We start from the raw sequence: 19,971 nt of genomic DNA on the forward strand, positions 1-19,971 counted from the left end.
TTCCGGATACGTTCTTAAAAGTCGGACAGATTCGCCACTTTCGTGTCGTGACGCCAAAACGACGGTAAAAGACCTCCCGCGTCAGCACCGCCGCGAAGTTGTCACCAACGCCATAAATCTCGCTGAGAGCGGTGACCTTCGTGGTGATCGCGTCACCTGATGTGGCAATCAGATGTTCATCGCGCTCGGTATCCAGCTCGCTGATTAGTTCTCGGACAAGGACCAGGCGGCGGCGCAATCGGTTCAACTCCGATGCAAGATGTTGGGGAAGCTTGCGTCCATCGCCGGTCTCAAGGAGCGCCATGTCTCGCTCCCAGCTACGCAGTGATGGCCGCGAACGGATACCTTGGGTGACAAGGAGAGCAGATATGCGATTTTCGATCCGCGTTCGCTCCTGCACAAGATATTCTCGCTCCCTGTGCACCCTTTTGCCATCCTCCTCATCGGGAGTGGGCACCTGCACCATGCTGCATATCTGGGTGTCTCCGGCGATATAGGCGGCGAGAACACGCAACATTCCTTCAGCATCGAGACGATCGGTCTTTGCCCGTTTCGCCCTTCGGTTCACCAGAATGCTTGTCGGTTCCACCACATACGCTGTAATACCTTGGGCTGTCAGCAGACGGTGCAGCCAGAACCCATCGCGTCCCGCCTCGAAGCAAACAGCAATGGGCGACGGGGTACCTTGGCCTCGCCCGCTTGCCTGCAGTTCATCCAGTAAGCGCATCAGCATAGCTGTATCGCCGGCACTAACACGGTGCATTTGGCTGACCCGGGCACCCGCCTGTCGGGTTCCGACAAGCCACAGAGAATTACTGAGTTCGAGCGCAACAAGGATAGTATCACTAGTAAATGACATGATCGGCTCCCTAATTGAGGACGCCGCATTATGACTCGAGGGTCGGCCGGTGTCCGCCCTCATAGCATCTGAAACCATGGCCATTATTGTCCTCGTTGCATTTGAAAATGGAATCTGCCCCGCTACAGTCGAAATTCGCATAACCTAATTTATGGAACTGCAGCCGCTAGCGGTGATCATCTGGAAAACACCAGCTCACCGCCGCGAAGCCCCTACCATTTTAGGAAACGTTTTCCCGCGAAATAGCCGACAGTCACCACGATGAGCGTTGCCAGAGGATACCAGGTCGCGACGAACAGCGGACTGTCGTCGAAACAGTTGGTCGCATAGAGTGTCGCAGCGATCCCGACTGACACGAGACCCGCGAGCGCGCCGGCAAGACCTGGGTTTTCCGGCGCGCCCTGCCGCATGGCGAGGAAGAGAAAGGTGCCCGGGAAAGCCGATAGCGCCGGTATGATCGTCAGGCAATGCAATGCGTTATGGCCAATCAGTTTATCGAGCCAGACATCGGATGGGGTGACCATCAACTCCAAGGCGGTCGCCGCAAGCAGAAGAACTGGCGCGATCAACAGCAGCCACCGTCTTTGCCCGATATCGCTGCCCGGTCGAATGACCGGCCCCGTCAGGGATAACGCCGCCGCAAAAAGGGAGAGGGTGACAACGAACTTGAAGCCGAACCGCACAGTTTCGATCGCCTGGCCAATGTCGTGTCGAAATCCCAGCGTCAAAAAGAAAGCAAGGCCGGAAACCAGTACCCCGACCGCTACGGCGCCCGATAGCACGGAGGTAAGATTGACGGGTTGGCGCGTGTCCTGCGCTATCAAGGTTATCAGGTCTTCTGTTTTCACGCTGCCAATCCTACTCAATAATCAAGCAGACCCGTCCACCCGTTAAAGCCTGCAATCGCTCATATGATGTTCTCCCTTCGAAGCATCAAGCGTTGTGTCGTTCACTCGGCCTTCGTCACGCAATTGATTGGAGCACACGCTTCAGCGTGGTTACGATCTCATCGATCTGGCTGTCCTCCACAATCAAGGGCGGGGAAAGGGCAATGATATCGCCGGTCACCCTGATGAGCAGGCCTTGCTCGAAAGCCTTGACAAATGCGTCATATGCACGAGCGCCAACCGCGCCTTCTCTGGGCTCCAACTCTATGCCCGCAATCAGGCCGATCGTTCTGATGTCGATGACGTTCGGAAGATCTCTCAAACTGTGGATGGCGGCTTGCCATTCTCCGGCGATGCCGGCGGCTCGGGTGAGCAGTCCCTCCTCTTGATAAATATCGAGGGTCGCCAGCCCCGCGGCGCATGCGACGGGATGGCCGGAATAGGTATAGCCATGGAAAAGCTCGATGACCTGCTCAGGACCGGTCATCAGTGCGTCGTGAACCTGACGGCTAGCGAAAACCGCACCCATCGGCACCGTTCCGTTTGTGAGACCTTTGGCGGTGCTGACCAGGTCGGGCTCAATGCCAAAATACTCGGTTGCAAATGGTGTTCCGAGCCGGCCAAAACCGGTGATCACTTCGTCGAGGATCAGCAGGATGCCGTGTTTACGAGCGATCGTCTGAAGCCGATCCAGATAGCCGATAGGCGGGATCAGGACGCCGGTTGATCCAGCGACAGGTTCGACGATGACAGCAGCAATTGTCTCGGCCCCATGCAACGCCACCAAACGTTCAAGATCATCGGCGAGTTCCGCTCCGTATTCCGGCTGGCCACGAGCAAAGGCATTTCGGTGAAGATCATGGGTATGCCGCAGATGATCGGCGCCGGGCAAGAGAGGATAGACGCGGCGATTGTTGACGATGCCGCCGACCGACAAGCCACCAAACCCGACGCCGTGATAGCCGCGTTCTCTGCCAATCAGGCGCGTTCGCGTTCCTTGTCCTATCGCACGTTGATAGGCGATCGCAATTTTCAGGGCGGTTTCGACCGATTCCGAGCCGGAGCTTGTGAAGAAGACCCGGTCGAGACCGGCAGGCGCTATTTCGCTCAACCGCTCAGCGAATTCGAAAGCGATCGGATGCCCCATCTGAAAGGTCGGAGCGAAGTCGAGATCCAGAAGTTGTCGATGGACGGCATCTGCGATCCGCTCGCGACCGTGTCCGGCATTCACGCACCAGAGACCGGCGGTGCCATCCAGGATCTTGCGGCCGTCGGGGTCCTCGAAAAACATGCCCTTCGCGGAGGCAAGCATCCGAGGTGCGGCCTTGAACTGACGATTGGCGGTGAACGGCATCCAGAAGCTTGCAAGCGATTGCTCGTTGGTTTGATTGGTAGTCATGATGCCTTCCAGGCCAAGTTGGCTGCTGCAGTCGCCGCCATCGATTATCTTCTGATTACGTGTCGCGATTTCTAGTTTTCGTCGGCTTCCGGATTGGGCGCTCATCCGACCTGTCACAGCCTTGCTGATGCCTTTTGTCCGCTGGGTTCGACCTTCCAGGATCTACCATCGCAACAGCCTTTGGCCAGCCAAAGCACCAACTCCTGTGACGGCGGAAATGGCGATCGGGTACCAGAGGAGGACGAAGAGCGGGCTGTCGTCGTCGCAATTCGCGGCATAGAACGTGGCCGCGATCCCGGCTGCCGCCAAGCCCGCAACGGCCCCGGCAAGTGCAGGACGTGTCGGTGCCCCATGTCGTAGCGCCAGAAGAAAACAGGCGAGCGGACCGACCGACAAAGACGGAATGATCGTCAGACAGAGCCTGGAATTGTGCCCAATCATCCGTGTCATCCAGGTTTCCGGCGGCATGACCGAAAGCTCGAACACTGCCGCACCGACAGCCAATGCCAACGGTATCAGCAAAGCCCAGCCCAACCAGCGCAAGGGCACCCCGGGCTTCCCTATACGATACATGACGAGGCTGCCGGTAATCGCGAGAGCGACCGTGATGACGAATTTGAACAGAAAACGGCCGGTGTCCAAAGCAGCACCGATATCATGCCGGAATCCGATTGCCGAGAAAAAGGCAATCGCAACGATCAGAACGGCCGCGATGCTTGCCTGTTGGAGCATGTGAGTGAGGCTTGACCTCACCGACGCGTCCTGTGCGAGCAATTCTATGAGATTTTCCGTCTTCATTTCAGTGGCTCCGAATAAAGAGCCGACAACGCCTTGAGCGCCCGGTGGAGCGCCACACGTACAGCCACTTCGGTCATCTTCAGACGCTCTGCCGTCTCGCGGACGCTCGAACCTTCGATCGAAATCGATTGGACGATCGTCCGCTGAGGATCCTTCAGGCGGCTCAGTATCTGTTCGATGTCCATCCGGTCCGCCACCCCCACACCGTCATCGCTCTCCAGGGTCGCAATCACGTCCTCCAGGGGAACGGCGGCCTGCCTGCCTCTGCGTCGCAGGCTGTCGATCAACTTGTTCCGCACCAGGGCAGCCATCCACGGGCCCAGGGGCCGGGATGGATCCCATGTGCCCCGCTTGAGATGAATAGCCAGCAACACTTCCTGAACCACGTCCTCAGCCTCACTTGCCGGCGCGCCAAATTGTTCGCAGCGCTTGCGAGCGATCACACGGAGATGAGGCGTGACGGCTGTCAGCAATCTGTGGTAGGCGCGTCCATCGCCCGCGATTGCTGATCGCATCCAGGAGGCCCACTCTTCTTCGCGCGCCGAATTTTTCATCCGACATATTCCAGTTCGAAGAAAAAGCTCGGGTCGTTACATGAGCGGACGGAAATTTCCTGCCAAGCCGACGAGATAGCTTGCATGCTGCGCCCCTCGTTCATGCTCATGCAGGTTCCAGTTGCTTCGCGCCGTCGGGCTCAAGGAGTGCGAAAACAGGCTTTATCAAGCCTTCGAGCAACTCTTTTTCCGGGCGTGCGCGTGCCAGGACACGGATGCCAAGCAGGGTTCCAAGCAGCGTTCCCGCTAGATCGGCGGCGCGTTGGCGCCGGCCGATGGAGCCATCTTCCTGGCCTCTTTCCACGCAGCGTAGGAAGAAGGCCTCGACTTGCACAAGCACGCTGGCAACGACACGCTGGAACTCTTCGTCATGCGGCGCCACTTCAAGAGCCGAATTGACGAGCATGCAGCCTTTCCTCTTTGTGTCGGCCAAGGATCGCTCGATGATTTCGCCAAAGAAGGCATTGATCGCCTGCCGTGGTGGTTTCGATTCAAAACGCCCGACCCGATCCCCAAAACTTCGCCCGACGTAAAAATCCAGCGCTCGGCGATAAACCGCCCGCTTGTCGCCGAAGGCGTTGTAGATGCTGGCCGTCGTCAGCCCCATAGCCTGGGCAAGATCCCGGATCGAGGTTGTTTCATATCCCCGTTCCCAGAACTGTTCCACGGCAAGTTCCAGCACTTTTTCTTCGTCGAATTCTCTGGGCCGGGCCATCTGTTTGTCTCTCGATAACGTGATTACGGCTCCGCGATAGCCGGGAACTTTCTGCGATACATTTTATAACGAGTGATTTAAAACGCAATCGCATGCCGGTCGGCACACGCTTTTTTGCATGGTTGGGCCGGGCTCAACATACAGGGAGACAAACGAAATGGGTCTTGAGCAGGAGCTTGCTGAATTTAACGCGAAGTTCGAGGCAAGCGCGCCTCCCGGTGCAGCAGCGTTTTTGAACGCGAAGATCGAGGAGCTCACCTCTGGCTTTCCGTTCGATCGCGTTCCCAAACCTGGTGATCTCGCTCCCGAATTCTCCTTGCCTGGTGTGACGGGCGAAACGATCTCCTTGCTTGAGACACTGGCCAGTGGTCCGGTTGTTCTCACCTTCTATCGTGGCGCTTGGTGCCCGTACTGCAACATTCAGCTCGCCGCCTACGAGCATGCTCTGTCCGCGATTGCGGAAGCCGGCGGCTCTCTCATCGCCATTTCGCCGCAAAAGCCGGATGGCTCACTGTCTATGGCCGAGAAGAATAATCTCACTTTCGACGTCCTCAGCGATACCGGCAATGGTGTCGCGCGGAAATTCGGCCTCGTCTACACACTGCCTGACGATCTCAAGGCGGCTTATTCCTCGTTCGGCGTCGACCTCGGAACGATCAACGGAGATGACAGCTGGGAGCTGCCGATACCTGCGACCTTCGTGATCGGCCGTAATGGCCGTGTGCAGCTCGCCCACGCCGAAGCCGATTACCGCAAGCGTCTCTCTCCGGATGCGATTGTCGACGCACTTAGGGCGGAAGAAGCTGTCTAGACCGAAACCGCAGCGAAGAAAAAAGCGAGGTAGAACCATGAATCTCGAAGGCAAGCGTGTTCTCATCACCGGCGGCTCCAGTGGCATCGGCTTCGCCATTGCACGTGCCATGCTGGCGAAAGGAGCTCGGGTCATCGTTACCGGGCGAAACTCTGAGCGGCTGGCTCAGGCTGTCAAGGATCTCCAGGAGAATGGGTTGCCGATCAGCGGCGTTCAGGCGGATGTGGCTACCCCGGAGGGTCGGTCACAGTCTCTGGACCAGGCAATTGCGGCACTTGGCGGGCTCGATGTTCTCGTCAATAACGCGGGCGGCGTGCGCGCCGGCCGTATCGAAAAGACGACGGAGGCAGAAATAAGGACGATGGTAGAGGTCGACCTTGTTGCTCCTATTCTGTTGACGCAGGCTGCTCTTCCCCACCTGCGCGCGTCCGGAGAGGGACTAGTCGTCAACGTCACCTCGGGCATCGCGCTCATCGGCGCGCCGTTCTACGCCACCTATGCCGCGGCAAAGGCGGGGCTTGCCCGCTTCGGGGAGGCGCTGCGGCGGGAACTGAAGGGCGAAGGTGTCCGCGTCTTGACGCTCTATCCGGGCGCGACGGATACCCCGATGATGCAGTCCTCGAAGGCCGGCCCCGAACTTGGGTTCACGCGGGAGCCACCCGAAGCGGTTGCCAATGCGCTGATCGAAGGAATTGAAACCAATTCCCTGGAGGTGATCCGCGGCGGCGAGGCTCGCGCGAAGATGATCGCAGCCAACAGGGATGATCCAGCCGCGATCGATGAACGTTTTCTGACAATGAAGCCGGCGCTCGAAGAGGCGGTCAGCGACCACTCAGCGCTCTAGAACCGAGGAGATGATCATGACCAAGCTCGCATTGTTCTTACAATTGAAGGCAAAGCAGGGAAAGGAAGAGGAAGTCGCAGATTTCCTCAAAAGCGCGCAAGCCCTGCTCGTCCAGGAACCGCTCACCGTCGCATGGTTTGCGGTTCGCTTCGACAAGTCCACGTTCGGTATCTTCGACGCGTTCGACGGAGAAGAAGGTCGCCAGGCCCACCTTCAGGGGCAGATCGCTGCCGCTCTGATGGCGAAATACGACGAACTCTTTGAGGGACCACTCGACATAAAGCAGCCGGACGTGCTCGCGGATCGCCTTCCCGGCTGACAAAAAGCGATCCGGAGCCGGGCGAGGTCCGGCTCCGGATGCGTCAGTACGGCGCTTTGACCACCATTCCCGACGGAGCCCTCATGATCCGCTTTTATTTTCATCCGACACCCAATCCCGCGAAAGTTGCCCTCTTCCTGGAAGAGGCAGGGCTGCCCTATGAGACGGTTCCGGTCGACACCAGCAAGGGCGAGCAGCATATGCCGGCGTTCCGCGCCATCAATCCGAATGGCAAGGTACCGGCGATTGTCGACACGGACGGCCCTGGAGGAAGAGAGACACGGGTCTTCGATTCCACGGCCATCCTGATCTATCTCGGGGAGAAAGCCGGCAAGTTTCTTGGCTCGCCCGAAGACCGGCCTGAGCTTCTCTCATGGCTGCTGTTTCTCGCGTCCGGCCTGGGGCCATTCTCAGGCCAGGCAGTCCATTTTCAGCACGCGGCGCCGGAGGGGCTGGACTATGCCGTCAACCGATATCGCCGTGAGGCCGAGCGTCATTATCAGGTCCTCAACGATCATCTCGAGGGTCGCGATTTCATCGTTGGAGATAGTTACACCATTGCCGACATGTCCGCGTGGGGATGGCTGGATCGTGCCTCGCGCGTCCTCAAGGGGCTCGAGGATCCGCTTGCCGGATATCCGAACCTGAAGCGGCTCTTCGACACGGTCGATGCGCGTCCTGCCGCTTCTCGCGCCAGGCAGGTCGGCAAAGATCATTCCTTCAAACGCGTGAACGACGAAGAAACCAAACGGGCGCTATTCCCGTCGAATTACCCTCCCGGTGCATGAATGCCGAATGTCGAAAATGGAGAATGTGATGTCAGAGACAGCGGGATATATTCCTCCAAAGATCTGGACCTGGAACAAACCCAGCGGCGGCACCTTCGCAAGCATCAATCGGCCGATCGCAGGTGCGACACATGAGAAGGAATTACCCGTCGGCCGCCATCCCCTGCAGCTCTATTCGCTGGGAACGCCGAACGGTGTGAAGGTGACCATCATGCTCGAAGAGCTGCTGGCACTCGGCCACAGCGGTGCCGAATATGACGCCTGGCTGATCAAGATCGGCGATGGCGATCAATTCGCCAGCGGTTTCGTCGACATCAATCCCAATTCGAAGATCCCGGCCCTGCTCGACCGCAGCGGCGAAAAGCCGGTCCGCGTTTTCGAATCGGCCTCGATCCTGATGTATCTCGCCGAGAAGTTCGGCGCCTTTCTGCCGAGCGAGCCAGCGGCCCGCGCCGAATGCCTCTCATGGCTGTTCTGGCAGATGGGCAGCGCGCCTTATCTTGGCGGCGGCTTCGGGCATTTCTATGCCTATGCGCCGACCAAGATCGAATACGCGATCGACCGATTTGCCATGGAGGTGAAGCGCCAGCTTGACGTTCTCGACCGTCGTTTGGCCGAAAGCGAATATATTGCCGGCAGCGATTACACGATCGCCGATATTGCCATCTGGCCATGGTATGGTGGCCTCGCCAAGGGTTGGCAATACGGTGCGGCTGAATTCCTGCAGGTGCAGGATTACAAGAACGTTCAGCGCTGGGCCGAGCAAATTTACACGCGTCCTGCCGTCAAGCGTGGCCGCATGGTCAATCGCATGACGGGCAATCCGTCCGAACAATTACGCGAACGCCACGATGCCAGCGATTTCGAGACGAGGACGCAAGACAAACTGACTGCCGCCGAAGTTCAGGACTAGCGGCAGCTTCGGTCTCGGCCTGCTGCAACGGCTTCGCCGGTACTTGCCGGCCTGACGTGTTCAGGCCGGCTTTGGCTGGGTTGCGACGGTAATGGCTCTTCGATCAGTCGGTGATGGCGGATAGGATCGCCCCGCCATTCGCTCGCTGTATCAGTACCGCTGTCTTCAAGTCCTTATCGGCCTGTGGGAGGGAAAACGAGGTTTTACTTCCACCCCAGGTGCCAAGCCGGGCCAGGCGCCGGACGACATGTGTGTGCTGCAATGTCGCGCCACTGTTTTCCCCTCGTGCGACCGGCACGGCTTCGATCCGCGGATCGTAGCGGACGAGCCAGACATCCGCATTCCCAGTTTCAGAGCCGGCGCCGACTTCGATACGGTCATTGCTAAAGGCCAGCGCTGGACCATTCAGCGAAGGCGTTTCGCCAAGCAGAGATTCGACTTCGGGAAGGCTGTTCCCGACGGCGGTTGCCGTGCCGTTGAAGACCATCTGGGGGGTATAGGGACCGGGCTGTCTCAAGGCCGGTTCATAAGTGACCTGACGTTCGGTGAATTCCGGCTTCCCGTACGTGTCTTTCCAGCCCAGGTAATCCCAATAGGTCACGGAGAAACTCAGCGCGAGAACATTCTTCCGGTTGCTGATCTTGATGAGATTGGCGTTGGCCGGAGGGCACGACGAGCAGCCCTGGCTGGTGAACAGTTCCACCACGGTCAGCGGCCGCTCTGTTGCGGCCACGGGCATGGCCGCAACTGCCGCCAACGAAGAAAAGAATATCAACCTGCCAATCCTGCCTGGATATTTCATGTGCTACTCCGATCAAGGCCACGCGGGTCAATCCGGGCGGTCAGGGGGAATTCGCCCGCATGATTGTTATCGTTACGGCCTCACGACCATGTGATCGGCGGAGCGGTGGGAGACGGCGCTTCTGCTTTCGAACTGCACGGATGTAACGGCGGATCACTCTATTGCGTATTGGGAATGTCTCAACCAAAGTCCATGAGAGAAATCATGATTCCGTTTCGATCGATGTTCCTCGCCGCCGCCGCTACAGCGCTCGGCCCAGCCTTGGCTATTCCGGCACTCGCCGAACCCGTCTCCTTCGATGCCAAGGATGGCGCGAAGATTTATGGAGACTTTCGCCGGGCCGAGGGCAGGCCGCGCGCGATTATTCTGCTGTTTCACATGGCAGGTTCCAATAAGAGTGAATATGCGCCCTTGGCGCCCATTCTCAACAAAGCCGGTTTTAACACCTTGGCCATCGACCAGCGGTCGGGGGGCGATCTCTGGGGCGACGTCAACAAGACTGCTGCCAAGGCGAGAGGTAGCGCCGATTTCGCCGACGCGATTCCTGATCTCGAGGCTGCGATTGCCTATGGCAGCATGCAACATTCCGGGCCCGTCGCAGTTTGGGGATCCAGCTATTCCTCAGCGCTCGTGTTCATTGCCGCCGCTCGCCATCCCGACGTAAAGGCGCTGCTGGCTTTTTCGCCGGCCGAATACATCCAGGGTTATTCGATCGAGAAGGAGGCGGCCAAGCTCACCATTCCCGTCTTCATAACATCCGCACCCGACGGCGGTGAGATAGTGAGCGGTGAGGCGCTGGCAAAAGCGGTGCCCGGCCACAGAGCGGTCCAATATATCCCGAAATATGGCGTGCATGGCTCGGCGACGCTGCGCACCGATGAGGACCCGCAAGGGGCTAGCGAAAATTGGAAGCATGTCATGGCGTTTCTCGATAGCGCCTTTCCACGCAGTTGACGAAAGCAGGCTCCTACCGAGCTTGATAGCGGTCATTATCCGATCGCTGACACCATTGCGCGCCAGCCAAGTCGTTTTGATGAAAAGCTGCTTGCGCTGGTCAAGCCTAGCCGATCACCTTGCTAAGTTCAAAAAGGCTTGACGATAGCGAGCCAAGCGATGATCGCGAATGCCGAAAGGATGGCGAACGGAGCCGCCCCGAACAGCCGGTGGACAGGCTTTCCCTCCCGAAGCAACCTTTTCAGCACCAGGCCTTCAAGGCTGTGCAGACAACTGAGGAAGATGGCGGGAACCATCTTCAGAATGAGCCAGGGTGAACTGTCCCAACCCGCACCGAATGCCATCGTAAAACCTGCCATCCACACGACGGCTAGCGCGGGCGTCGTTACCAGCCCATCCCAACGCAAGACTAATTGGCCGAAATGACGAACGTTAGTCCCGTCTGGCGCGTCGACCGCAAACCGCAAAGCCAATGCCATTACCAGCATGCCTGCGATCAAAGTGACAACGGCTAAGACGTGAAGCGCTTTGACGTAGAGATACATCAGCGCTCCCACTCCTGATTGCTGAAAAGATCAGGTATTTCCGCGAGCGAACGAACGGTAAAATCTGCGGGATAGTCCAGCGCTTCGGCACCGCCGCGCATAAGGCCGTAAAGGATGCGCTCGTCCGTTCCAGAGCGGGCCATACGCCCCGTGATGTCCTTGACGTCGAAGCGCGCCACCCGAACGACCGTGAACCCGAAACTCCTGGCGCCACAGATATCAAATCCATTCGAGGATACGAATACGATCTCGTCGCGCGCCACGCCCAGCTCCTCCTCCACCAGCGCGTAGGCCTGTGGAGCAGGTTTGAAGACCCGCGCCGCATCGACGCTTAAGATATCGTCCAGAAGCCGATCGAGGCCCGAGTTCGCAGTCAGACTGGACAGCATCGATCGGCTCCCATTCGAAAGGATTGCCCGTCGGCGGGGGTGAAGCCGCTCAAGGCAGGTTCGAGCATCGTCGTAAGGCTTGAGATCGAGATAGGCAGCAGCAACATCCTGAAGCAATTGGCTATCAGCGCTCAAACCAAGCGAGCGAAGCGTGTAATTGAGAGAACGCAGTGTGAGCGACCAGAAGTCCTCATATCGCTCCATCAGCGTCGCAAGCCACGAATATTCGAGCTGCTTCATTCGCCAGACGTTGGTGATCAGACTGCCTTTGCCCGGAAACGCCGCCTCGACCGTCGCTTCGACCGATTGCACGTCATAAAGCGTGCCGTAGGCGTCGAAGACGAAGGCCTTGAAGTTCTGGTTCACCTCTATCTCCTTTTGGCGTTCCGGCGGCGTCCGACGCGTCGCTCGCAAGCGGCGCCGCCATCAAGATCAGGCTACTGCGGTCGTGGCCAGCGACGATCCTGAAGAGCGAACCTGCCTTGACTGCCACAGGTTTGACAAATGGGTGCAGGACCTGCAGCCAGCCTCCATCGGAGTAATCGTCTGGATGATTTGCAAACTCGATGCCATCAGCAAGATCGATCTTCATCCACTGCACCATTCCAGCTGCGGTGCCATCGGCGATGACAGGAATTTCGATGACGCGAATTTCCTCTGCGTGCTTCGGGCGCGTAAGGTCGATTGTCTGCAGTTCGATGTCCGCCGACAAGCGCTTCCAATCGGTCATCGTGCCATGGATCGGCAACCGATTGGCGGCGAGCGGTGCGAATGCAGAAACGTCGAACCCGGAAACATCACCCACGAACGCATATCTACTCAAGACCTCGCTTTCGACCAGGCAACCAACCGCGGTCGCGGATCGCGGGATGATCGTCGCCCCCTCATTCAACAGGCGTGCATGGGCATCCTCAAAAGTATTGAGAACGTCCTCTGCGAGAAGATCGCTCGACAGGATCTCCGACACCAGGATATCGGCCCGGGTTTCCAGATCCAGGCCGACGGTAAGCTCGGTCGACATTTTGTTGACGACGGTGATGCGATTGCCGAATCCATTCTGCGCGACAATCCGACTGGCAGTCTCCGCGATGAGAGGAACTGCTTCGCAGGTGACGATGTTTGTCGCGCCTGCCCTCGCTGCCATCATCGACAGCAACCCGCTGCCTGCTCCAATATCGAGAACCGGCGCAGCCGTGCCACGCTCTTGAACGACTTTGGCGATTGCGGCCTCAAAGGCATCGTTGCGTCGGACGTCGTTCAACATGGGTATATGCCAGAAGGGAACGATCCTCGACGTCAGGCGGCGAATCTGATGTTGCGCCAGCACGTTTTCGGGCTGAAGGCCCGCCAGCCTGCGAAAGGCTTCGAGCGCCTCATTCTGCCGGTTTGCCTGCACGAGAGCGACCGCCAGATTGTTAAGCGCCACTGGATTTTGCGGTGATGCGCGGAGTGCAGATTCGAGGCATTCGACTGCTCCTTTGGCATTGCCCGTTTTGAGCAGGATCGCACCCTTCTCCAGAAGACCGACAAAATGATCTGGTTTCATGGCCAGAAGGTCGTTCCAATAGACAAGTGCAGCTTCGAGGCGCCCTCTGAGAGCTGCAACACCGGCAAGAAGCGGTAGAACGTCTGATACCCGATAACCGTAGTCCAACACCCGCCGGTATTGTTCCTCGGCATCTTCGAGTTTGCCTTCCGAATGAAACTTCATGGCCTCACTCAAAGACTTCCGAGCCTGAGCCAAGGCGAGTTCCGAGGTGTCTGTCGTCATGAAAAAGCGTTCCCAGCAACGATTTTGATTGTCCTTGCCGATACGCATGCGCGACCCGATTTGTTACATCATCAGAAAAATTTCTTCTCAAGGAAAAGCACGCCCAAAGAGGCTGAAGAGAAGCCTCAAATCGTCGTGATTCTTCAATCCGACTTGCGTCACATTCCCGAACGGAACGATTTCTTCAAACGCACGTACGCCAATCTGGGAAGCTCCTGGTCGGCCATATAGTAAAGATGCTGAAGGTAAAACTATCCGGCCTCGTCGAGGAGATTGGCGATGAGCCCGGTCCACCCTGTCTGATGCGATGCGCCAAGACCCTCGCCTGTATCACCGTGAAAATACTCGTGAAACAGCGGATTGTCGTCGACGCTGCTCACATGCATTACCGAGGGCCGTCGCCCGTTTTCGTCCTTGAGGAAGAGGCTCTGCAGTCGCCTGGTCAATTCGTTCGCGACTTCTTCAAGATTGAGCATCGCACCAGAACCCACGGGGCATTCGACGCGGTAGTCGTCACCAAAATAGGCATGAAACTTTCGCAAGGAGTCAATCAGCAGGAAATTGACGGGCATCCAGATCGGGCCGCGCCAGTTCGAGTTGCCGCCGAAGAGGCCAGTTTGCGCTTCTCCGGGCGTGTACCCGGCGTGCACTCGCATGCCTGCAAAGTTCAGGCTGCATGGCTCTTCAAGATGAACTTTCGACATCGACCGAACTCCGAATTCGGATAGGAACTCCTCCTCATCGAGCATTCGTCGTAGAAGCTGTTTTAGCCGATCGCCGTGAAGCAACGAAAGCAGCGATCGCTCGCCTGTCCCAGGCTCCGTCCAACGCGGGACAAGATTCGCCAGTTGCGGACGATATTTTAGAAACCAGCGGAGTCGTTTGGAGAATTCCGGCAACTTGTCGAAGACAGCCTGATCGAGCACTTCCACCGCAAATATCGGGATGAGCCCGACCATGGATCTGGCGGGTATCGGCTCAATCCGACCGTCGCGATTGTGCAAGACATCATAAAAGAAGCCGTCGGCTTCATTCCAGAGACCCTGCCCACTGCCCGCAACGTCTGCCATCGCACCGGCGATCGCCAGAAAATGCTCGAAAAATTTCGTCGCGATATCCTCGTAGACCGGGTCGGTCATCGCAAGTTCGAGCGCAATTCGCATCAGGTTCAGCGCATACATGGCCATCCAGGCTGTACCGTCGGCCTGATCGATGGAGGCGCCTTCCGGCAAAACTTCCGACCGGTTGAACGGGCTGATATTGTCCAGGCCGAGGAAGCCACCCTGAAAGATGTTGCGTCCGTCGTTGTCCTTGCGGTTGACCCACCACGTGAAATTCAGCATCAGCTTGTGGAAAATCCGCTTCAGAAAATCCGTGTCGGCCACACCTGTACGCTCACGGTCCATCTGATAGACCTTGAGCGCCGCCCACGCATGAACCGGTGGGTTGACGTCCCCGAACTCCCATTCATAGGCCGGCAACTGCCCGTTGGGATGCATAAACCATTCACGTGTGAACAGAATGAGCTGGTTCTTGGCAAAAGCGGGATCGACGAGCGCCAGCGACACGCAATGAAAAGCAAGGTCCCAAGCCGCATACCACGGGTACTCCCAGGTGTCCGGCATCGAGATGACGTCTGCGTTGTTGAGATGGTGCCAGTCGGCGTTGCGACCGCTACGCCGCTCCGTCGGCGGCCCGGGTTGGGCCGGGTCGCCGTTCAGCCAAGTGGGTACATCAAAATAATAGACTTGCTTCGACCACAACATGCCGGCGATTGCCTGCCGCTGTACCCTGCGCGCATCCTCGTTCTTGATTCCGGCTTGAAGGGCGCCGTAAAACTCATCAGCTTCTTCGATGCGCTGCCGGAAAATTGCGTTGAAATCGGCGAAAGGTTGCATCGCCACGCCGTCCGGTCGCCACCGCAGCCGGGTTTCAAGGCTTCCGGCGGGAGGAACCTCAAGACGAATGTAAGCTGCGGCTTTGCTGCCACGGCCACTAGCACACTCACGGCGTCCGTCTTGCCATCGACTACATAGTCATTGATACCGTCCTTGAAGGGTCCCACTCCGGCCGAGCCGAAGAGCAGTGGAGCATTGGTTTCATTCTCGCAAAACAGGCGCTCGCCCTCCCGGTCGACGCTCCACCGCCACGTTTTCTTTCCTGTCCGCAGCGCCAGTACGTCTCCGTCGGCTGTGCGTTCGAGAACGGGCCGCTCGCTTCCGTCTTTCCAGGACCAAGTGTTCCTGGCACAGGCTTGCGGCAGCAGATGAATGGACGCCGCCGCGGCGCCGGCATTCTTTACGGTGACCCGCATGAGAATATCGTCGGGCGCCGCTTTCGCATATTCGATGGTCACATCGAAAAACCGATCATCGGCGAACACCCCTGTATCGCCGATTTCGTATTCCTGCTCGAATCGCGAACGTCCGCCATTGACGCGCACCAACTTGTCGTAGGGAAACGCATCCTGTGGATAGCGATAGACCATTTTCTGATAGGAGTGCGTCGGTGTCGCATCCAGATAGTGATAGACCTCCTTGACATCCTCTCCATGGTTGCCCTGCTCATTGCTAAGGCCGAAGAGCCGCTCCTTCAGGATTTCATCCCGGCCATTCCAAAGGGCCAGAGATAGACACCAGCGCATGCCCTCGTCGCAGAACCCACCAATCCCGTCCTCGCCCCAGCGATAGGCACGGCTTCGCGCATGTTCGAAGGAAAAGGCATTCCAGGCGTCCCCGTCCGCGCTGTAGTCTTCGCGCACCGTTCCCCATTGACGTTCGGCAAGAAACGGTCCCCATCGCCGCCATGCCCTGCCTGGTTCCAGGAGGCGCCGTCCCTCTACCGTCTCCAGAAGCGATCGTGGTTTTGCGTGCATGACCATTACCGAAAGAAATGAGAAAATCAGGGCCCCATCCAGCCCTGAAATCTAACCCTATCATTTTGTTTTGCGGACAGGCTTTGCCGCAGGCGCAGACATATCGCGCGCTGCCTTCGTAACAACACGCGCCTGATGCCAGTGCTCTTCGGCCTTGCCGTCCGGCTGACCCTCCTCCAGCCAAAGCAAATACGCGCGATGGCGGATATCGTCTTCGTCCAATTCTTTCGTCGGTTCGATTGCATCTTCCATGACCTGTTCCTGTGTTTTTCGTCAGCCGCGCCATGCAGACTGGGGCGAGGATGGCTGTTCTGCGATCCCCACATCAATTTCGTGTAAATCGACGATATTGTTACATCAGGGGGCACAAATGCTGGCGACCAATCGCAGCATGGCGCGGGCGTCGCCACGGCCTACTGGGGACCCGTCACTGGGATCGGCTGCTCAATGCCTGAATCGGGAGAAGATGGTTTGCAGGCCGGAAAGCAGACCGACAACAACGACCGCGAAGATCACATACCGCAGTTCTTCGAACGGCGTGCCGCTAAGATAATCCAGACCATAGCCCCACAACAACACGATCAGGCCCACCGAAAGGGCTGTGGCGGCAAGTCCGATCAAATGATGCTTTGGGTCTGTATTGCTTTCATTACTCACGCGCCCGCTCCATCGGCGAATCCATCCACTTTGAAGATCAGCAAATCGTCGCGTCTCTCGATCGTTCCCTCCAGGACGACCGGCGCACCGGTCTTGTCGAGAAGGCGAGCCGGCATGGGGCCGCCGTTCGCAGAGGAGAGCAAAAAGAAAATATGGCCCTCGACCGGCGCCGTCGAAACGAAGACGGGTGGTACACCGCCATTGATGCAGAGATTGGCGCAGGCCTTATGAGCAAGCCCGGTGCCCGGCTTCATCGCCCCGCCGCCGCACTTCCCATCGCAGATCTCGCCTGTCAGCCGCCACCTGCCAAGATTTTCCGACGGGGATGGATTCGGCAAGGCGATCGGCTGCGGTTCGACAGCCTTTAGATCGTCCCCTCCCCCGATCAACAGCATTTCCAGATCTCCGCGCTTGACGAAGACACCACCCACTTGCGCGGCTTTCCCCGCCAGAGGCAACGCCCTGTCGTCGATGCCAAACTTGCCGGATCCTGCCAGCATGACGGCGCGAGCAGGTCTCGACTCCGTCGCCGGCACACGAAGGACTGGATAAGGGCTGGTTTCCATCGTTCCGATCAGATGCTCGCCATGCAATTCGTCGGCATAACTTCCCGCTCCGGGGCTCTCGGTATTGAGAGACAGAAGCACCGAGGCCGAGGCCATACCGGCGACGAAAAACACGATGAAGCCGATCATCAGCGCCCTGACATCGGCGGGGACCTTTTTGAAATATCCAACGAAGAAGCCACGTTCGGCGGGTTTCAGCATCACGCTGGCCCCTCTTTCTTGGGTGTGGGGGGAAGAAGTTCGGCTGGAATTGCAACAGGATCGAGCTTTGTCCCCACCGGCAGCGGATCTGGATCGACAAGGATTGTCGAGCCCTGCAACCGGACCCGATACTTGCGAATGCGTTCCCGGAATGGCGGTGGCGAACAGCCATCTTCGGGGCGATATTGATAGCCGTGCCATGGGCAGGTGATGAAACCGAGAACGACCTTGCCTTCACCGACTGGTCCGTTCTGGTGCGAGCAGATATTCGAGACAGCCGACAGGCCACCCTTCGAACGAAAGACCGCGATGCGTTCGCCACCTGGAGACGCACCGATGATCGCCCTGCCCTCGGCAATCTCTGAGAGGTTGCCGACTACGATCCAGGGTTCTTCTGGCGCCCTCGCCGACGCCGCAACATCTGCTCCAACCTCACGGCGCCCGGCGATCAGATGCAGAGTGCAGAGCAGCGCCAAACCTCCGACCAGGAGCAGCCCAAGGGCGAGATCGCGCCTGTCGAGCAGCGCCCCAAGCGCCACGTGCAGGACAATTGCTGCATAAGCGACATAGACGCTCATGTGGATCGCCTTCCACAAGGGCGGCGTCAGAAAGGAAAGCCAGAAATCGTGACTGGTCACCGCGAGAATGGCCAGAATGATGAGCGCAAAAACTCCGAAAAGCTCGAAGGGAAAGCCGGCGACGCTCGCGAAGCTGGTATTGCTGGTGAACAGTGCCGTCAGTTGCGGGGTCGGGCTGTAAGAAAAATACCAGCCCAGCACGTAATAGGCATGCGTCGCGGCAACGATGAAGGTCATCACGCCGAAGTGGCGCCTGTTGTAGAGCAGTGGAATGAAGCGTGTATCGATGCGAGCGAGCGGTCCGATCGCCAGCACGATCGTCAGCATCAGGATAGCTAGCGAACCGAAAGCCCGCATCCGCTGAGTAGGTAGATCCACCTCGCGCAATGCCGGCGAGAGAAGTGGGCCAGCTTTCAGGAAGATGAGAATGTAGATAGCGATCCCAGCCAACAGGACGCCATCATAGATCATTTTGGTCCGGTTCCAGATGACCGGCTTGTAGGATACGCTCACGGTTGCCCTCCTCCAGCTGTCTTGCCGTCGAGACGGATTGCCGGTGCGTCCGCGGGCAATTTCGGAGCGCTTGCAAAGATGATGGCAAGCAGCAGCGGCAGAGCGACCGCAAGTCCGGTCCAGATCGCCGTATGGGCGCGACGATGGCGGCGCTGCATGTTACTGTCCTCCCTTCACGAGGCTCAGCCAGCGCCAGATGACGACAGGCCAAAGGAGAACAAGGCCTGGAATGAGGAGAGGCCTCACGGCATAGGCATCATGGGCGCCCGGATCGACCTTGTCGAAGCCATAAAGTAGAAACGCAGCGGCAACGATAAGCCCGATGCCGGCCCATGACATCAGCCCTGCGGAAATCGGATCAGACGGATCGAGCATAAGTCCCTCACACGCAGCCCGTTGCCGGGATCGCCGCGCCCGTGACGACGCCCCCCGCCGGTGAGACAAGAAAACCGATAAGCTTGGCGATATCCGTCGGCTGAACCCAACCATCCGTCTTGGCATTCGGCATCGCCGCCCGGTTTTGCGGCGTATCGATCGTCCCGGGCAGGATACAGTTGGCGGTGATGCGTTTGTCGCGGTTCTCGGCGGCGATTGCCTCCGTCAGCCGGATGACAGCCCCCTTCGAGGCAGCATAGGCTGCCTGATTGGCACCAGCCTTCAATCCGGGTGCCGCTGCAACGTGGACGATACGGCCATAAGCCGCTTGCCGCATCGGCGCCAGGACCGCGGCGCTGATCGCATAGGCGGAGCGGGCATTCATCTGGAACATCTGGTCCCATTGAAGAAGGCCCAGTTCTCCGACTGGACCTGTCTGGAAGCCCCCGACGGTGTTCACAAGCGCATCGAGTCGGCCAAAAACTTCAAGCGTCCGTCGGACAGCGTCCTGGCAGGCGGAAATGTCTGTCAGATCGGTTCCTCCGATTTCCAGAAGTTCTCCGACTGAGCTTTTTTCCGGCGCGAAGTCGGCGCCGGAATTGCGTTCGACGGATACGACGCGCGCGCCGTTGCTCACGAGTTCCTTGACAACCGCGGCCCCGAGATTGCCGCCCGCACCGGTGACCATCACCACCATCGCGCTTTTCGAGACTTCATGCACGACAACGCCCCTCCATCGGCTGATCGATATTGTGTCTGCCGCGTCATACGGATCGGGTTACGGTTTTGTTACAGATGTTTTAAATTTTTTCAGTCTCATCGCGCAGCCGGCGAAAATTGCTGCGCCAGCAAAAAAAC

At 58.3% G+C, this 19,971-nt stretch carries 25 protein-coding genes; 6 read left to right on the forward strand and 19 right to left on the reverse strand.

What is annotated here, in order from left to right; all coding sequences use genetic code 11:
- The 6 genes from ACODTZ_RS34045 to ACODTZ_RS34070 form a co-directional block, all read right to left on the reverse strand.
- Positions 1 to 859, reverse strand: an 859-nt coding sequence (locus tag ACODTZ_RS34045) for an IS110 family transposase (RefSeq protein ID WP_489031529.1), incomplete at its 3' end; no start/stop codon positions are given.
- 212 nt (positions 860 to 1,071) lie between these two features.
- Positions 1,072 to 1,707, reverse strand: a complete 636-nt coding sequence (locus ACODTZ_RS34050; RefSeq protein WP_489031530.1) for an NrsF family protein — start codon at positions 1,705 to 1,707, stop codon at positions 1,072 to 1,074.
- Positions 1,708 to 1,822: 115 nt separating this feature from the next.
- Positions 1,823 to 3,145 carry an omega-aminotransferase AptA gene (gene aptA / locus ACODTZ_RS34055; RefSeq protein WP_489031599.1) on the reverse strand — a complete coding sequence of 441 codons (1,323 nt, stop codon included), beginning with the start codon at positions 3,143 to 3,145 and terminating at the stop codon, positions 1,823 to 1,825.
- 162 nt (positions 3,146 to 3,307) lie between these two features.
- Entirely contained in the window at positions 3,308 to 3,943 is a 636-nt protein-coding gene (locus ACODTZ_RS34060; RefSeq protein ID WP_489031531.1) for an NrsF family protein, read from the reverse strand.
- Positions 3,940 to 4,497, reverse strand: coding sequence for a sigma-70 family RNA polymerase sigma factor (locus tag ACODTZ_RS34065; RefSeq protein ID WP_489031532.1), 558 nt, complete (start codon positions 4,495 to 4,497; stop codon positions 3,940 to 3,942). The genes ACODTZ_RS34060 and ACODTZ_RS34065 overlap by 4 nt, the downstream gene beginning before the upstream one ends.
- A gap of 106 nt (positions 4,498 to 4,603) precedes the next feature.
- Positions 4,604 to 5,212, reverse strand: a complete 609-nt coding sequence (locus tag ACODTZ_RS34070; RefSeq protein ID WP_489031533.1) for a TetR/AcrR family transcriptional regulator — start codon at positions 5,210 to 5,212, stop codon at positions 4,604 to 4,606.
- A 157-nt stretch (positions 5,213 to 5,369) separates the two neighbouring features.
- Between ACODTZ_RS34070 and ACODTZ_RS34075 the strand changes: the two genes are divergently transcribed.
- From ACODTZ_RS34075 to yghU, 5 genes are all read left to right on the forward strand, one after another.
- The gene (locus ACODTZ_RS34075; RefSeq protein WP_489031534.1) at positions 5,370 to 6,023 is read left to right on the forward strand and encodes a peroxiredoxin-like family protein; all 654 of its coding nucleotides are present in this window, start codon (positions 5,370 to 5,372) and stop codon (positions 6,021 to 6,023) included.
- A 37-nt stretch (positions 6,024 to 6,060) separates the two neighbouring features.
- A complete protein-coding gene (locus tag ACODTZ_RS34080) occupies positions 6,061 to 6,867 on the forward strand; it encodes an SDR family NAD(P)-dependent oxidoreductase (RefSeq protein ID WP_489031535.1) in 807 nt (268 codons plus the stop codon).
- A gap of 16 nt (positions 6,868 to 6,883) precedes the next feature.
- Complete coding sequence (locus tag ACODTZ_RS34085; RefSeq protein ID WP_489031536.1) at positions 6,884 to 7,186, forward strand: putative quinol monooxygenase; 303 nt, start codon at positions 6,884 to 6,886, stop codon at positions 7,184 to 7,186.
- Positions 7,187 to 7,269: 83 nt separating this feature from the next.
- Entirely contained in the window at positions 7,270 to 7,974 is a 705-nt protein-coding gene (locus ACODTZ_RS34090) for a glutathione S-transferase family protein (RefSeq protein WP_489031538.1), read from the forward strand.
- A gap of 28 nt (positions 7,975 to 8,002) precedes the next feature.
- A complete protein-coding gene (yghU, locus tag ACODTZ_RS34095; protein ID WP_489031540.1) occupies positions 8,003 to 8,887 on the forward strand; it encodes a glutathione-dependent disulfide-bond oxidoreductase in 885 nt (294 codons plus the stop codon).
- A gap of 103 nt (positions 8,888 to 8,990) precedes the next feature.
- Here the strand turns inward: yghU and ACODTZ_RS34100 are convergent, their stop codons facing one another.
- A complete protein-coding gene (locus tag ACODTZ_RS34100; RefSeq protein WP_489031542.1) occupies positions 8,991 to 9,689 on the reverse strand; it encodes a DUF1223 domain-containing protein in 699 nt (232 codons plus the stop codon).
- A gap of 222 nt (positions 9,690 to 9,911) precedes the next feature.
- Between ACODTZ_RS34100 and ACODTZ_RS34105 the strand changes: the two genes are divergently transcribed.
- Complete coding sequence (locus ACODTZ_RS34105) at positions 9,912 to 10,643, forward strand: alpha/beta hydrolase (RefSeq protein ID WP_489031544.1); 732 nt, start codon at positions 9,912 to 9,914, stop codon at positions 10,641 to 10,643.
- A 128-nt stretch (positions 10,644 to 10,771) separates the two neighbouring features.
- On the opposite strand, the gene ACODTZ_RS34110 is transcribed toward ACODTZ_RS34105, so the two are convergent.
- The 12 genes from ACODTZ_RS34110 to ACODTZ_RS34165 form a co-directional block, all read right to left on the reverse strand.
- Complete coding sequence (locus ACODTZ_RS34110) at positions 10,772 to 11,188, reverse strand: CopD family protein (RefSeq protein WP_489031546.1); 417 nt, start codon at positions 11,186 to 11,188, stop codon at positions 10,772 to 10,774.
- Positions 11,188 to 11,943 (reverse strand): haloacid dehalogenase type II, encoded by a 756-nt coding sequence (locus ACODTZ_RS34115; protein ID WP_489031548.1) that lies wholly within the window; start codon positions 11,941 to 11,943, stop codon positions 11,188 to 11,190. Before ACODTZ_RS34115 ends, ACODTZ_RS34110 begins: the two co-directional genes overlap by 1 nt.
- Positions 11,891 to 13,396 carry a class I SAM-dependent methyltransferase gene (locus ACODTZ_RS34120; protein ID WP_489031550.1) on the reverse strand — a complete coding sequence of 502 codons (1,506 nt, stop codon included), beginning with the start codon at positions 13,394 to 13,396 and terminating at the stop codon, positions 11,891 to 11,893. Before ACODTZ_RS34120 ends, ACODTZ_RS34115 begins: the two co-directional genes overlap by 53 nt.
- Before the next feature lie 203 nt (positions 13,397 to 13,599).
- Complete coding sequence (locus ACODTZ_RS34125; protein WP_489031601.1) at positions 13,600 to 15,114, reverse strand: MGH1-like glycoside hydrolase domain-containing protein; 1,515 nt, start codon at positions 15,112 to 15,114, stop codon at positions 13,600 to 13,602.
- On the reverse strand, positions 15,066 to 16,109 hold the full coding sequence (locus ACODTZ_RS34130; protein ID WP_489031552.1) for a hypothetical protein: 1,044 nt from the start codon (positions 16,107 to 16,109) through the stop codon (positions 15,066 to 15,068). Before ACODTZ_RS34130 ends, ACODTZ_RS34125 begins: the two co-directional genes overlap by 49 nt.
- 174 nt (positions 16,110 to 16,283) lie before the next feature.
- Positions 16,284 to 16,475 (reverse strand): DUF2934 domain-containing protein, encoded by a 192-nt coding sequence (locus ACODTZ_RS34135; RefSeq protein WP_489031554.1) that lies wholly within the window; start codon positions 16,473 to 16,475, stop codon positions 16,284 to 16,286.
- A gap of 192 nt (positions 16,476 to 16,667) precedes the next feature.
- Entirely contained in the window at positions 16,668 to 16,880 is a 213-nt protein-coding gene (locus ACODTZ_RS34140; RefSeq protein WP_489031556.1) for a hypothetical protein, read from the reverse strand.
- Positions 16,877 to 17,647, reverse strand: a complete 771-nt coding sequence (locus ACODTZ_RS34145; protein ID WP_489031603.1) for a hypothetical protein — start codon at positions 17,645 to 17,647, stop codon at positions 16,877 to 16,879. Before ACODTZ_RS34145 ends, ACODTZ_RS34140 begins: the two co-directional genes overlap by 4 nt.
- Positions 17,647 to 18,738 (reverse strand): Rieske 2Fe-2S domain-containing protein, encoded by a 1,092-nt coding sequence (locus tag ACODTZ_RS34150; protein ID WP_489031558.1) that lies wholly within the window; start codon positions 18,736 to 18,738, stop codon positions 17,647 to 17,649. Before ACODTZ_RS34150 ends, ACODTZ_RS34145 begins: the two co-directional genes overlap by 1 nt.
- Entirely contained in the window at positions 18,735 to 18,896 is a 162-nt protein-coding gene (locus ACODTZ_RS34155; RefSeq protein WP_489031560.1) for a hypothetical protein, read from the reverse strand. Before ACODTZ_RS34155 ends, ACODTZ_RS34150 begins: the two co-directional genes overlap by 4 nt.
- A 1-nt stretch (position 18,897) precedes the next feature.
- Positions 18,898 to 19,113, reverse strand: coding sequence for a hypothetical protein (locus ACODTZ_RS34160; RefSeq protein ID WP_489031562.1), 216 nt, complete (start codon positions 19,111 to 19,113; stop codon positions 18,898 to 18,900).
- Positions 19,114 to 19,120: 7 nt separating this feature from the next.
- Positions 19,121 to 19,801 carry an SDR family NAD(P)-dependent oxidoreductase gene (locus ACODTZ_RS34165; RefSeq protein WP_489031605.1) on the reverse strand — a complete coding sequence of 227 codons (681 nt, stop codon included), beginning with the start codon at positions 19,799 to 19,801 and terminating at the stop codon, positions 19,121 to 19,123.
- Between the last annotated feature and the right edge of the window lie 170 nt (positions 19,802 to 19,971).

It is taken from the genome of Rhizobium sp. FG113 (genome assembly GCF_057809895.1).